The organism is Mesorhizobium sp. M0848, from assembly GCF_040319805.1.
GTDB lineage: Bacteria > Pseudomonadota > Alphaproteobacteria > Rhizobiales > Rhizobiaceae > Mesorhizobium.
The window spans coordinates 26,139-39,235 of sequence record NZ_JAMYOM010000037.1; the positions used below are offsets into that span (position 1 = coordinate 26,139).

At 59.9% G+C, this 13,097-nt stretch carries 11 protein-coding genes and 3 pseudogenes; 12 read left to right on the forward strand and 2 right to left on the reverse strand.

The genetic code is table 11. The annotated features are described in order from the left end of the window. The first annotated feature begins 138 nt into the window (after nucleotides 1-138). From panB to NKH95_RS30355, 7 genes and pseudogenes are all read left to right on the forward strand, one after another. Nucleotides 139-997: pseudogene (panB, locus tag NKH95_RS30325) on the forward strand (3-methyl-2-oxobutanoate hydroxymethyltransferase). Further along, a complete protein-coding gene (gene panC, locus NKH95_RS30330; protein ID WP_023814409.1) occupies nucleotides 994-1,857 on the forward strand; it encodes a pantoate--beta-alanine ligase in 864 nt (287 codons plus the stop codon). Before panB ends, panC begins: the two are co-directional and overlap by 4 nt. Before the next feature lie 92 nt (nucleotides 1,858-1,949). Then, a complete protein-coding gene (locus NKH95_RS30335; protein WP_023766594.1) occupies nucleotides 1,950-2,675 on the forward strand; it encodes a LuxR family transcriptional regulator in 726 nt (241 codons plus the stop codon). A gap of 93 nt (nucleotides 2,676-2,768) precedes the next feature. Next, on the forward strand, nucleotides 2,769-3,401 hold the full coding sequence (locus tag NKH95_RS30340; RefSeq protein WP_023766595.1) for an acyl-homoserine-lactone synthase: 633 nt from the start codon (nucleotides 2,769-2,771) through the stop codon (nucleotides 3,399-3,401). Between the two features lie 22 nt (nucleotides 3,402-3,423). Further along, the gene (locus NKH95_RS30345) at nucleotides 3,424-3,798 is read left to right on the forward strand and encodes a transcriptional regulator domain-containing protein (RefSeq protein WP_350314065.1); all 375 of its coding nucleotides are present in this window, start codon (nucleotides 3,424-3,426) and stop codon (nucleotides 3,796-3,798) included. Nucleotides 3,799-3,865: 67 nt separating this feature from the next. Then, nucleotides 3,866-4,267, forward strand: coding sequence for a DUF2285 domain-containing protein (locus NKH95_RS30350; protein ID WP_245264243.1), 402 nt, complete (start codon nucleotides 3,866-3,868; stop codon nucleotides 4,265-4,267). A 155-nt stretch (nucleotides 4,268-4,422) separates the two neighbouring features. Then, nucleotides 4,423-5,385: pseudogene (locus NKH95_RS30355) on the forward strand (hypothetical protein). Between the two features lie 491 nt (nucleotides 5,386-5,876). Here NKH95_RS30355 and NKH95_RS30360 read toward each other — a convergent pair. Both NKH95_RS30360 and NKH95_RS30365 read right to left on the reverse strand, forming a co-directional pair. Next, nucleotides 5,877-6,656, reverse strand: a complete 780-nt coding sequence (locus NKH95_RS30360; RefSeq protein ID WP_023766597.1) for a Crp/Fnr family transcriptional regulator — start codon at nucleotides 6,654-6,656, stop codon at nucleotides 5,877-5,879. Between the two features lie 455 nt (nucleotides 6,657-7,111). Continuing rightward, the gene (locus NKH95_RS30365) at nucleotides 7,112-8,008 is read right to left on the reverse strand and encodes a hypothetical protein (protein WP_352441144.1); all 897 of its coding nucleotides are present in this window, start codon (nucleotides 8,006-8,008) and stop codon (nucleotides 7,112-7,114) included. A 729-nt stretch (nucleotides 8,009-8,737) separates the two neighbouring features. On the opposite strand from NKH95_RS30365, the pseudogene bluB reads away from it, so the two are divergent. The 5 genes and pseudogenes from bluB (at nucleotide 8,738) to NKH95_RS30395 (ending at nucleotide 12,850) form a co-directional block, all read left to right on the forward strand. Continuing rightward, nucleotides 8,738-9,358, forward strand: a pseudogene (bluB, locus tag NKH95_RS33500) (5,6-dimethylbenzimidazole synthase). 315 nt (nucleotides 9,359-9,673) lie between these two features. Beyond that, a complete protein-coding gene (locus tag NKH95_RS30380) occupies nucleotides 9,674-9,850 on the forward strand; it encodes a class I SAM-dependent methyltransferase (RefSeq protein WP_023762808.1) in 177 nt (58 codons plus the stop codon). Continuing rightward, nucleotides 9,834-9,989 carry a hypothetical protein gene (locus tag NKH95_RS30385; protein ID WP_023809321.1) on the forward strand — a complete coding sequence of 52 codons (156 nt, stop codon included), beginning with the start codon at nucleotides 9,834-9,836 and terminating at the stop codon, nucleotides 9,987-9,989. The genes NKH95_RS30380 and NKH95_RS30385 overlap by 17 nt, the downstream gene beginning before the upstream one ends. A 282-nt stretch (nucleotides 9,990-10,271) precedes the next feature. Continuing rightward, a complete protein-coding gene (glmS, locus tag NKH95_RS30390) occupies nucleotides 10,272-12,092 on the forward strand; it encodes a glutamine--fructose-6-phosphate transaminase (isomerizing) (RefSeq protein ID WP_352441143.1) in 1,821 nt (606 codons plus the stop codon). Between the two features lie 503 nt (nucleotides 12,093-12,595). Further along, nucleotides 12,596-12,850: a helix-turn-helix domain-containing protein gene (locus tag NKH95_RS30395; RefSeq protein ID WP_023735822.1), complete on the forward strand. Its 255-nt coding sequence runs from the start codon at nucleotides 12,596-12,598 to the stop codon at nucleotides 12,848-12,850. Nucleotides 12,851-13,097: the final 247 nt, after the last annotated feature.

The window sequence follows — 13,097 nt, forward strand, 5'->3', positions numbered from 1 at the left end:
TAATCGATTTAGTGTAAGCGCGCCTGTCGGCACGTCAACACCCCACAGCTGCACGGCCATTTTTTTGCTCTTCGCACCTGCACAAAAATGTGCGAAAGGCGACACCCGCGGTTGGTAACGTAGGGGAAGGAGGATCCATTGAGCGCGTTTGGTGATACCAAGGCGATCACACCGCCGGATATTCGTTCGCGCAAAGGTGGGACGCCGCTCGTCTGCCTTACCGCCTATACCACCCCAGTCGCGCGGCTTGTCGATCCCCATTGTGATGTGGTGCTCGTCGGCGACAGCGTCGGCATGGTTCTCCACGGTCTGCCCTCGACGCTCGGTGTCACGCTGGAGATGATGATCACGCATGGCCAGGCGGTTCGCCGTGGCATCAAGCAGGCGCTGATGGTCGTCGACCTGCCGTTCGGTTCCTTCGAAGAAAGCCCAGAGCAGGCTCCGAAATGCTGCGCGCGTCATGGCGGAGACCGGCTGCACGGCCGTCAAGCTCGAAGGCGGCGAAACGATGGCAGAGACGATCGGCTTCCTCGCCGCACGCGGCGTGCCGGTCATGGCTCATGTCGGCTTGACGCCGCAGGCCATCAACACCATCGGTGGCTACCGCGTGCAGGGCAGGGGCGGGGATGCCGAGCGCATCAGGCGCGACGCACTTGCCGTGAGCGAAGCGGGCGCCTTTGCGATCGTCCTGGAGAAGGTTCCTGAGGCGCTCGCCCGCCGGATCACGGGGGAGGTGGCGGCCCCGACCATTGGCATCGGTGCCTCGGCAGCCTGTGACGGCCAGATTCTCGTCGTCGACGACATGCTGGGCCTCTTCGGCGACTTCCGACCCAAATTCGTCAAGCGCTATGCTGAACTGGGGGAGGCGGCTGCGGCTGCGATCGCTTCCTATGCGCACGAGGTGAAGGAGCGCCAGTTTCCGGCCGCCGAGCACGTGTTTGCCGATGCGCCCACGCCCGCCGACACGCAAGCCACCAAAAGCGGAGAAGCAGCGTGAGCGTGCCGATCGTCAGGAGCGCTGACCAGCTTCGCGAAATCGTCGCCGCATGGCGCCGCGAGGGCGTGAGGATTGCCGTGGTGCCAACGATGGGCGTCCTGCATGAGGGCCATCTCAGCCTGGTGCGCGCTGCACTCGAGAAGGCAGACCGTGTGATCGTGACGCTCTTCGTAAACCCGAAGCAATTCAACAGCCAGGCCGATCTTGCCGCGTATCCGCGCACCGAGGACGAGGATGCCGCCAAACTGGCACCGCTTGGCGCGCACCTGCTTTATGCGCCAGATGCAGAGGAGATGTATCCGGCGGGCTTCGCCACCACCGTTTCGGTGTCCGGTGTCAGCGAGGGCCTGTGCGGTGCCTTCCGGCCGGGACATTTCGATGGCGTGGCGACCGTCGTCACCAAGCTCTTCCTGCAGACCAGCGCTGACTTCGGCTTCTTTGGCGAAAAGGACTTTCAGCAAATTCACCTGGTCAGGCGCATGGCCCGGGATTTGGATATTCCAATCACCATTGTTGCCTGTCCGACAGTCCGTGAAGCCGACGGTCTTGCGCTATCATCGCGCAATGTGCGGCTCTCGCCAGCGCAACGCGCTGTTGCTCCCAAGCTATCATCGGTCCTGCTCAAGACGGCTGAGCGGCTTGGGCGCGGCTCACCCGTCCTGCCAACGCTTGCAGAATCTCGCGCAGCAATTCTGGCTGCAGGCTATCGCGAGGTCGAATACCTGGAACTTCGCGAAGAGGCAGATCTGCACCCGATGCCAAGCCTTGATCGACCGGCACGGTTGCTTGCCGCGGCCTGGCTCGGCGGCACACGTCTCATAGACAACGTCAGACTATTTCGGATTGGTTCAACAGATTAGCCACGTTCTCGGCACGCGCTGTATCCGTCCGGGATCGTTTAAAACAAGGTCTCTGCCTGGCATTGAGCGAACGGAGGTTACGCACAGGGCAAATGCATCGCGTGTTTGAGAACTTCGTCGAGCAACTGTCTGCAAGTGTTGATGCTGCCGATCTCTGTGAGGCAATGGCCTCCGCTGCAGCCGGCTTCGACTTCCCGCTATTCGCCTATTTCACTTACCCGTCGGCCTCCGGCGACGCCCCCCAATTGATTTCAAACTATCCTTCATCCTGGACATCACGTTATCTGCAACAGCGGTACCACAGGTTTGATCCGGTCATCCTGCGCGGGCTGCAAGGCTGGGATACATTCGATTGGGGTGTGGACCGCGCTCGACACTGTCTGCCGAATTCGCAGCAACAAATTCTGGAGAGTGCGGCTGAGTTTGGCATCTGCGGCGGCCTGACGATGTCCATGCATGATCATCTCGGCCGGTTTGCTGCCCTGACCTTTGCTTCCGACGAGTCCCGTCCGCTTCTGTTGCGGTCACTGGCACGTTACGAAAAAGCATTGCAGCTGGTGGCCATCAACTTTCATATCCACGTCCGGCGCAGGCTCGCCGATGATCGCGTGGTGGATGGTGTAACGCTCACCCCGCGGGAGTTCGAGTGCCTGAAATGGGCGGCGCGCGGCAAGTCGGCTTGGGATATCAGCCAGCTTCTCGGCGTCTCAAAGCGCACCGTGACTTTTCACTTGGAAAACGCCAAGGCAAAGTTTGGCGTTCGAACGATCAACCAGGCCGTTGCACGCATGGCTGCCTCCGGCCAGACGAGATCCTGATTCTTCAGCCACGATACCTGTAAACCTCTACAGGCTGCATCGCTGTCAGCTTTGCCCTTCGATGGCGGGAACACATCCCACATGGAGGCGACCATGATGCAACTGATAACACCAGACTTTTACAACGAGTTTGCAGGCGAACTCAAAGAGATGCACGGGCTCAGGTTTCGGGTGTTCAAGGAAAGGCTCGATTGGGAAGTTGATACCGAAGACCAGATGGAATCCGATTCGTTTGATGCTCTGAAGCCCGTCTATCTGCTCCTCAAAGGATCCGACTGGCGAATTCGCGGTTGCGTGCGTCTTCTGCCCAGCACCGGACCCACAATGTTGCGCGACACCTTCCCGGTGCTGCTGGGTGCTGACGTCGTGCCCTCGACCACCGACATATGGGAGAGCAGTCGTTTCGCGCTCGATCTTCCTCCGTCGGCGCCCAAGGCTGCGGGCGGGCTGGCCCAGGCGACCTACGAGCTCTTCGCGGGCATGATCGAGTTCGGCTTGGCCAAGGATCTGACCCGGATAGTAACGGTGACGGATACGCGCATGGAGCGGATCCTCCGCCTGGCTACGTGGCCATTGTCGCGCATCGGAGAACCCAAATGCGTCGGCAAAACGGAGGCGGTGGCTGGGTTTCTCGAGATTTCCCACGCGAGCCTTTTGCGCATCCGCAGCAGGGGACGTCTGATTGGACCGGTACTGTGGCAACCGGTTCTAGGCCCGTCGGCATAGCGCTATAGTGGACACCTGAGCCATGAAGGATGCTGGTCTGTCCAAGGAAGCGACGGTCGGCCTTGTATGCTGGCCGGACTGGCGTCGCCACGACGCTTACCACTATGCCAGACGATTGCCACGCACTGGCTGGGCCTGGGAGTTTCTTCGGCGCAATCCACAATTCCAGCGCGACCACGCCAAAATGGCACCGTCCGCCTGCATTGTCGGACCCCAAGGCGACATGCAGATAATCGAGTTGACGACAGGATCAGCTCTCCTAAGACAATGGAGCCTTCTTTTTCGCCGACGCGCCACTTTCGGACGCTACATCGGCGAGGGTCTTTTGGGATCCGCGCGATTGCGCCTGTATTCTACGAGCGGCCGCGGAGCCGCTTGGGCTCGACCACGATTTTGAACCGCTTCACCTTTCTTCGCTCTCATGCTGCAAGGACATCCTGCTGACAGCTGCGGGCGTGCAGCACGTGCTGCTGAGGGAGAACTGCCGGAGTCTGCAGATCGCCGTTTCCGGTGCGTCCGTCCTCCGCCCGTTGCGGCTATATGTCGACGCGATCGTTCAGCCGCAGCACCTCAAGTTCCATGTCGCTGCCCTTCAGTTCTTGAACCACGTCAATGGTTGCGCCCGCCTGTCAGCTGCTTGCTTTCCGCCGGAACACCGCGGAGCGCGTCTGCGTATCGTACTCCAGGCTTTGGATGGCTCGCTTGCCGGAGCATCTCATCAGGAGGTCGCCATTGCCTTGTTCGGGACACGCCGCGTCGAAGAAGATTGGCGTCATCCAGGTGGCCATCTTCGCGATCAGGTACGTCGCGCCATCCAACGTGGCCGCTACCTGATGGGCGGCGGCTACAGACAGTTCCTGAGGTAATTGGGGCGGTTGCGATTGTCTTATTCGAACGCGCAACCTCCATTTCTGAGTGCAATTGTGCGTTGCACAAAACGTGGCAAGCGCCCAGTTCTTCCGCGGCGAAGCACTGGGACCCAACCTTCGTCGATGAGTGCATTCATGCCTTGAGGATCCCGATGACCGTTATGAACCCCGACAAAGCCGGCGCGGCAAGCCTTGAGACGATCGCGCGAAACGGCAGCATGCTGCGTCGCATAGCCGTACGCATTCCGACCTACCTGTCGGATATTCGCGAGAACCCGGCGTGGCTGCCCATGTTCATGTTGGCGCGCACCATGCCGGCACGGAGAATGCACTGGCGTGGTGCAAAGCCGGTCCGAAGGTCGCAAAGAGCCCAGGACACGATGTTTGCCGGTATCAATTGCCAGGACGTTGTCGACGCGCTGCGGATGGATGGGCTTTTTCCCGGCCTCGTCCTGCCAACAATGGTGGCTGAAGATGTAGCCGCGTTCGCCAGGTGCACACCTTGTTTCGGCACGAATTCATGCCGGCGGAGCATGCGGAGGCTGAGGCGCGGTTTGGCCGTCCGTTGCTCAGCGGTCATTCATTATTTCGAGCGCATTCTGGGCTGTAACTTGGCCGTTGCCATCCAAAACGATCCGCTGCTCATGGATATTGCCGCGCACTATCTCGGCGGCCAGGCGACGCTGATCACAACGCGCGTCTGGTGGAGCTTCCCGACCGGCCAGGCGTCGGACGCCGACAAGAACCTGGCTTCGCTCGGCAAATACCACTTCGATCTGGACGACTGGCGGATGCTGAAGTTCTTTTTCTATCTGGTGCCCGTCGACGAGGGGACCGGCCCGCATGTCTATGTCCGCGGCAGCCATGATCGCCGCGCCCTCAAGCACCAACTTACGCTTGTCGTCGGCCATCCCGCGCAAGAGATTCTGGACGTGTACGGCAAGCAGAGCCCGGTCACGCTGACCGGCGAGGCCGGTTTCGGTTTCGTCGAGGATCCGTTCGGGTTCCATATGGGCACCGTGCCGGCGCACAGGCCACGGCTGATGATGGAAGTTGGCTTCGGGGTTTCTCCTCCATCACGCCGCCGCTTCCATGGCGAGCCTGTGATCCGCTGATTTCGAAAAGTCCCGAAACAGCCTTCCCGGACCACAAGTCTTGTGAGGCAAGATAAGGCTATGCCGCCAATCGATCTGTTCGGCGCCCAAAGCGGTTGTCCGCACATGCCTTGAACTGGGCTGGTGCAATGAGTCTCGCCATTGCTCCAACCAGCGCATGAATGCCTGCTTAATCGAGGTTAGACGGCAGTGCGCCCCAAGATCCTCCTCGATATCGCCTCAGATGCTCTTCGAAAACCGCCTTTACGGACCGAGTCATCTCGGGTCCCCTTTGCAGTGGCCGGAAGGTGGTGCACAGCCGTATCGTGCTTCGGAATCCTGAATGGATGCGAGGGGCGGTTTCCCTGGGGCGGCGCATGCAGCGGTGCCGGCATGACAGCTTCGTCTTGGATCTGATGCTCGACAACGTCGGCGGTGAAGGCTCTGTTTAGGCGGCTTACCCGGACATGGCCTCAATGCAGGAGATCGGCCATCTCCCTGTTCGAGCACATTCATTGGCGATCAGGCGCCTGCGGCCAAGGCAGTTGGCTGATTAGCCGAGCGTATTCGGCTTCAGCCCTGCCATACGACCCGTCAGCCAGCGCAATCAGACGCGTGCGATCAAGGATAACGACCTCTCCTCGCATCGATCGTATCAGACCTTGCCCCTCTAACATTTGCAGCGCTATGGTGACGCCGGGCCGCCTGACACCGAGCATGACTGATAAGAACTCGTGCGTAATCGCCAAGCGGTTTCCGTCGACGCGATCATCACACATCACCAGCCATCTTGAGAGCCTATCGACGATGTTCATCCGGGCATTGCTGAGCGCGGTGAAGCTTGCCTGGAGGTGAAAGTAGTGAACGTAGCGGAGCAGAAAAGTTCGCAGGGTTGGGCTTGTCAAAAGCGCCTTGGTGAAGAGGCCCGCGTCGATAACAAAGGCGCGGGCTTCTAATTGCACGTAACAATCGTGCGTTGATCGGTCATCGCCCATGATAAGCGCTGAGCCGGTCATGCCCTCACAACCAATGATTCCGATCTCAGCTTCAATACCAGGCCGCAGTTCGCCCACCACTGACCCGAGACCGCTCTCGAAGAAGTACACGGTTCTGATTGGTGACCCCGCCACTTCGAGATGCGTCTTCAGTCCAAGGGAGACGCTTTCCAAGTGAGGTTGCAGCAATGCCAAATCTGCCGAGCACATTCGAAGCAGCAGCGAATTGCGATAGATGGAATTTTGGCGGGTGTCGCGTTGCGCGGCAGTGTGAGTTTGTGAACTGGAGTCTGTCATAGCTCCCTCTCCCTATTGGGGCGGAAGCATGTTGATCGCTCACAGCCGACGGACGCCCTTAGAGTTGCCGTCGATGGCACACTGTATGCCTGCGAACCCCGGATGTCCCATTTTTTTGATTAACTGCCTTGACCGGCGCGAGCCAAGGTTTGGCGCGCCCGCGCTAACACGGCATTCAGATACCCAGACCTTACGGAGGCCTCACCGCACAGGGCGGTGCGCACTCCGGCTCGACGACGGCTGTCGAAATCAGACTGCTGTGGATGCACCACCATTGACCGGTACTAGGATTCTCGACCTCGCCGATAAGCTCGTCTGTACAGCAAGCGGCCTTCCTGCCTATCCCAATATCAAAAGTCAAACCAGTCCGCAGATGCATATGCCTGGCAGCATGTGTCGGTCTTTGGCCACGCATCTGCGACACCGAAATCAAGTAGCCCGCCATGGCGCGACCCTCAATCTTCCACTTCAGGGAGCCTGCCCTGCCATTCAAGGTCAGTCAGCACTTCGGCCTCCACAGTCATATTTTCCGCGAATTCACCGGCATGTTCGGCGAGAAGCTTTCTCGCCGCGACGACCGCTGAACGCTTTCCTTCGCACTTCTCGTGGAACCTGGCTACGCTCTGGCCTACGTGGTCGCCGTTCCATTTTATTACGCCCACTATGGCATACCAGACGCCTTTCCCGGTCCTGCGACGTCGCAGAATTTCGAGTCGCTGATCTGCCAACTGGGCGATGGCTTGGTAGAGAAGTTCGTGCTCCGGGCGGTCGGCACCTCTCGAACGAGCCTCATGGGCAAAGCCCTTCAGGCTAGGCTCCTTAAGTTGAGCTACTGCGTGCGAAATCTTCCACAGATTTGCGGTAGCCTCGTCGAGTGCGTGCCGAGCATCATAGGTAAGCGGCGGTCGCTTCACCGAAACCCCCTGCGCGGATCTCATCTTGTCCGACTTCACCTTCGGCCAGATGTCTGCGGCAATCCTGTCGAGTTCGGCCTTGCCCACTACCCAGCGGTGCTCCTCCTCAGCCCTCTTCTTGGAGAGCTTTGGCTGAAGTGCCACCACCGTTCCCTTGTTGTCGGAATCATTGAAGGTGGCGCTCATAATGTCGCTAGTCGACCGTGTGAGGCCTTTTCGGATATCGCCCGCAGCATCGAAAACCCAATAGGCTCCTTGGGCATCTAGAATCCGATTCGGCGCGGTGCCTTCGTTCTCAACTATCACCGAGACGACCCGCTGGCGTGTGCCGGCGTATTGCGGGAGAGCGTCCTTTCCGAAGATCATTCCCTCTACAAGCCGCCGCGATAGCCGCAGAGGTTCGCTGTTCTCCGGGAATATGTAGTGACGACTGGACACCGGCTTCGCTCCTTCGATCGCCGAAACGCGATGGCACATTCATGGTAGGCGGCTGTCTAAAGATTGCAGTATCAAAACTCATTGGCAGCATTTGATCAACTATCGCTCACGCTGCTGGATACGAGCAGCTGTCGCACTTCGCCGGAGACAAATAAGTCAACCGCGAATTGACTGTGAGAGGGATGAGTCCCCATTGGGTGATGCCTGACACTGGTGGAAGGCGAAACTGCGGGCGACTGGAAGCTCAGCAATGCCCATGAAATTGGGCAGCTGGTGCTGGTCCGGCGCTATGACGTCAGACGATGGTATCTGCCGAATGACCTGGGGAACCTTCGGGGACGTCGAGGCCGACGTGGTCGGAAGCAAAATGAGTTACAGGCGGTGCGGCAGGAACGAGTATATGCAAGCTGAGACGCCTGTCGCCGTCGCCGCGTTCTAGGCCGACGTTCTCCGCATTCCGAGGCCTGGTGAGCGATACGGGTGCGCCTGAGTGTCAATGGCGCATTTAGCAAAGGCCCTGGCACATGATTCACCGCCGTGCGAGCTGATCGAAACTGGTTTGCTGGATTGCATCGTAATAGCGCCGCCCACCAGGAAACATTTTTCTATCGTTTGCGGTTAGGGCCGCATGGCGCGCTTGTCGGACGCAACAAGCCAGCTTGGGCAATAGGCAGCTGGCAATCCACACCGTACTCCCTACTGCAATCCCTAGCCCCGAACGAGACCGCCATGCCGTCACCTCCCGATTTCGCCGACGATTTTCGGGCCGGGCTGATCACGCTGCTGCGCTGGCGCAGGGATGTGCGGCGCTTCGAGCCGACGGCTCTGCCGGAGGGCAAGCTGGAACGGCTGCTCGAGCTCGCCAGCATTGCGCCCTGCGTTGGCCTCAGCCAGCCCTTGCGCTTCGTAGTGGTCGACAGCCTCGAGCGGCGCACCGCCGGTGAGAGACTGCTTCGAACGCTGCAATGCCGAGGCGCTCACGTGCTTTTCGGGAGAGCGCGCTGCACTCTATGCCCGGCTGAAGCTTGCCGGTCTCAACGAGGCGCCCTGTCAGTTCGCGGTTTTCGCCGACCGCACGACCGGACAAGGCCTTGGGCTCGGTCGCATAACCATGCCGGCGACCATCGACTATTCGGCCGTCATGGCGGTGCACACACTGTGGCTAGCGGCGCGGGCGGAAGGCATCGGCATGGGCTGGGTGTCGATCCTCGATGTGACCGAGATGGCCGAGATTCTCGACACGCCGCCCGAGTGGACGCTGATCGGTTATTTCTGCCTCGGCTAGCCTGCGAGGAGCACGACATGCCCACCTTGGAACGCGAGGCGGCCGCCGGTGGTAATCAGCGGTAGGGGGGTGCCCATCACTTCGTCTCTTCCCTGGCGATGAGCTTGACGCAGATCGGGTCGCCCTTCGCCATCGGGGTACATTGCCATTCCGGACCGAAGCCGAAGTTCGTGTTCTTGCCAAGGCCAGGAAAGAGCACTGACAAACCGGACCGCAGCGAAGATGGCGCTGGCGGCAACCGGGCTGAAGCCGGGCATGGAGGTGGTCGACCTCTGCTGCGGCGACGGCTGTGCCGATCGCCACGGTCGCCCGCCATGTCGTCGCCATAGACATCGACGCCGACCAGCTGGAGGCCACGCAGCGCCGCTACCGGCGCCGGCGTGACCAATTGCGAATTCGTCGCCGGCGACGCCTATGAACTCGCTACTCTGGTGTCACGCCCCGTCGACCTCGTCTTCATGGCCAACGCTTTCCATGGCGTCCCGGACCGACCGCGGCTGGCACGTGCCGTGCGCGAGGCGCTCGCCCCCGGCGGGCATTATGCCATCGTCAACTGACACCGGCGCCGCGCAGACGACGACGGTCCTGGGCGAGCCGCGCGGCCCGCGAAGCGAACTCAGGCTGTCGCCGAGACAGACCATCGCCGATGCCGAAGTCGGCGGCACAATGCTTCTACATGCCGGACTGCCTGACTAGGGCTCGCAGGCCGGTCGTCCGTCCACTGTCCAAGGCCTGCTGGCCGTTTCTGAGGCCGTGATCCTGCCGCGGGTGAGTCTGCGATTGTCATAAGAGCGTCAGGCGCGAATAGAACTTTAGGTCCCCACAGCAGCCGACCTATCCATGGGGCGGATGGTAGTGATCACTACAATCAATTGTACCAATATCATGGAATACTACTACAAGGCCGCCACTTAAAGCGGCCGGATGGGTATCCGTCTCGCGTGGGCGGATGCTGCCCGCAAAAATGCGGAGACGAACATGTGCGGGATTGTTGGCATCGTTGGGCAACAGCCGGTGTCGGATCGGTTGATCGGCGCGTTGAAGGGTTTGGAATATCGCGGCTATGATTCCGCCGGCGTTGCGACGATCATCGACGGTGCCTTGCACCGCCGGCGCGCCGAGGGCAAGCTCGTCAATCTCGAGAGGCGACTGAAGGAAGAGCCGCTGAGCGGCAAAGTCGGCATCGGCCACACGCGTTGGGCAACCCACGGGGCCTCGACGGAACGCAATGCGCACCCGCACTTTACCGACGGTGTCGCCGTCGTCCATAACGGCATCATCGAGAATTTCACCGAGCTGAAGGAGGAATTGGCGGCGGATGGCGCCGAGTTCCAGACCGACACTGACACCGAGGTCGTTGGGCATCTCTTGGCAAGATACCGCCGCGAGGGCATGAGGCCGCAAGAGGCCACGCGTGCCATGCTGAAACGCGTCAGGGGCGCCTATGCGCTTGCCATCCTCTTCGAAGATGAACCGTCGACCATCACGGCGGCGCGCAACGGACCACCGCTGGCGATCGGTCACGGCGACGGCGAGATGTTCCTGGGCTCCGACGCGATCGCTCTTGCGCCCTTCACCAATGAAATTACCTATCTCATGGACGGCGACTGGGCCATTGTCGGCAATTCGGGCGCCCATATCTTCGATATCGACGGCCATCCCGTCGAGCGTCCGTGCCATATCTCCACGGCCGCGGCCGATCTGGCCAACAAGGGCAGCCATCGCCACTTCATGGAGAAGGAAATATACGAGCAGCCCGAGGTCATCGCCCATGCTCTTCGTCATTACATCAAAATCATAGAGGGTCGCGACATGGTTCCTGGCATCGATTTCGCCAAGGTTCCGAGCTTGGCGATCTCTGCCTGCGGGACCGCCTATCTCGCCGGACTGATCGGAAAATACTGGTTCGAGCGCTATGCGCGCCTGACGGTTGAAATCGACGTTGCGTCTGAATTCCGTTACCGCGAGATCCCTTTGCCGCCGCAGTCCGCGGCTCTTTTCATTTCGCAATCCGGCGAAACCGCCGATACGCTTGCATCGTTGAGGTACTGCAAGGAGCGTGGGCTGAAAATTGGCGCTATCGTCAATGCCTGCGAATCGACCATCGCTCGGGAGGCCGATACGGTCTTCCCGATCCTTGCCGGACCGGAGATCGGCGTCGCCTCTACCAAGGCTTTTACCTGCCAGCTTGCCGTTCTAGCCGCACTCGCCATCAGCGCCGCCAGAGCCCGCGGGACCGTCCCCGAAGGCGAGCTGCGGGCACTCGTCAGGAGCCTCGCCGAATTGCCGCGCGTCATGGGCCAGGTACTCAACAGCATCCAGCCGGAGATCGAGTTCTTGTCGCGCGAACTGTCAAAGTGTCGTGACGTCCTGTATCTCGGCCGTGGCACCAGTTTCCCGCTAGCGATGGAAGGAGCGCTGAAGCTCAAGGAGATTTCCTACATCCATGCCGAAGGCTATGCAGCGGGTGAATTGAAGCACGGGCCAATCGCATTGATAGATGAGAACATGCCGGTGATCGTCATCGCGCCCCATGACCGCTTTTTCGACAAGACCGTCTCCAACATGCAGGAAGTGGCTGCCCGTGGAGGGCGGATTATACTCATCACCGATAAAAATGGGGCAGCCGCATCGAAACTCGACACCATGCACACGCTCGTGCTGCCGGTAGTCGACGAGATTATCGCGCCAATGATCTTCTCGCTGCCGATACAGCTTCTTGCCTACCACACGGCGCTCTTCATGGGGACAGATGTAGACCAGCCGCGCAATCTCGCAAAATCGGTCACGGTCGAATGATTGTGAACCTGTACAGATGGCGAAGCTCTCGATGGAAAGCTACCCTTTGTCTGGATCCGGATGAAAACCAGATGACCAGTGTTTGCTGGAATTTGGAATCCCTTTTTTCGGCCGGTCGATCGGGGCACAGGGCGATCGAGCTTCCTAGAGCCGACGTCAGCACGCAGCCGGGGGCTTTCAAGAGTGGGTCTTTCGCTCCCCCGCCGGTGGAGATTGGCCGAAGGAAGCAGTGTCCGTACCGGGAGTTCGAGTTGGTGTTCAGAGTTCCAGGGCCCCCTCCTGAGATGGCCTGATCGGCTGTAGCGCATCCGACCTGCGATCCTTCGCGAATAATTCTCGCCGTTGGCTTTCTTGATTAGAAGGAGGTGAGCCGCCATATTCCGACCCAGCTCCTAATTCAGGCGAGGCCGGTCCGGCTGAATGGACGTCCATTTTTTGATTTGCTTGGTCTGCGCCGCCGGGGGGTATCTCCCGAGGGAGCTCCCATGTTCTTGGAGATGTTTATGAACGATTCGCGCATTCCCGAACCAGTCTTGACGGCTATGTCGCAGGGGACCCACATCGTCCGCGCTTATCGTGAGCACCTTGGGTATTCGATCGAGGACCTGACGGTCGCGAGCGGGCTTGCCGCTGAGGAAATTCAAAACATCGAGCGAGGTCTGAGGTACAACAAGGGATATCGGGATCGGATAGCGAGATCGCTTTCCATACCTGTGGGAATCCTTGAGGCAGAGTCGCACATTTCGGACGCCGCCTGATCAGTCGGATGATCCGCAATGGGTGGACTACCGCTCTTGTGATGTGAAGCTTGCGGCTGATTGTAGACGCTGATTCCGTTGGGATGCCTCTGGCGCAGTACCGCCAAGAGAATCTCGTCAACTTTCCGATGCAGGAACCCTTCACATGGGCTCGCGAACAACAACGCGATATAGCCGCCCGGAGTGCTACGAAACGTGCACGAGGGCATCGGCTCGCGACGAAGGATTGTAACGGCGAACTCTTGGT

Coding starts and splice junctions, on each gene's coding strand:
- NKH95_RS30335 (WP_023766594.1), top strand. CDS start 1,950: ATGCATCGCGTGTTTGAGAACTTCGTCGAGCAACTGTCTGCAAGTGTT.
- NKH95_RS30340 (WP_023766595.1), top strand. CDS start 2,769: ATGATGCAACTGATAACACCAGACTTTTACAACGAGTTTGCAGGCGAA.
- NKH95_RS30345 (WP_350314065.1), top strand. CDS start 3,424: ATGAAGGATGCTGGTCTGTCCAAGGAAGCGACGGTCGGCCTTGTATGC.
- NKH95_RS30360 (WP_023766597.1), bottom strand. CDS start 6,656: ATGACAGACTCCAGTTCACAAACTCACACTGCCGCGCAACGCGACACC.
- NKH95_RS30385 (WP_023809321.1), top strand. CDS start 9,834: ATGCCATCGTCAACTGACACCGGCGCCGCGCAGACGACGACGGTCCTG.
- glmS (WP_352441143.1), top strand. CDS start 10,272: ATGTGCGGGATTGTTGGCATCGTTGGGCAACAGCCGGTGTCGGATCGG.
- NKH95_RS30395 (WP_023735822.1), top strand. CDS start 12,596: ATGAACGATTCGCGCATTCCCGAACCAGTCTTGACGGCTATGTCGCAG.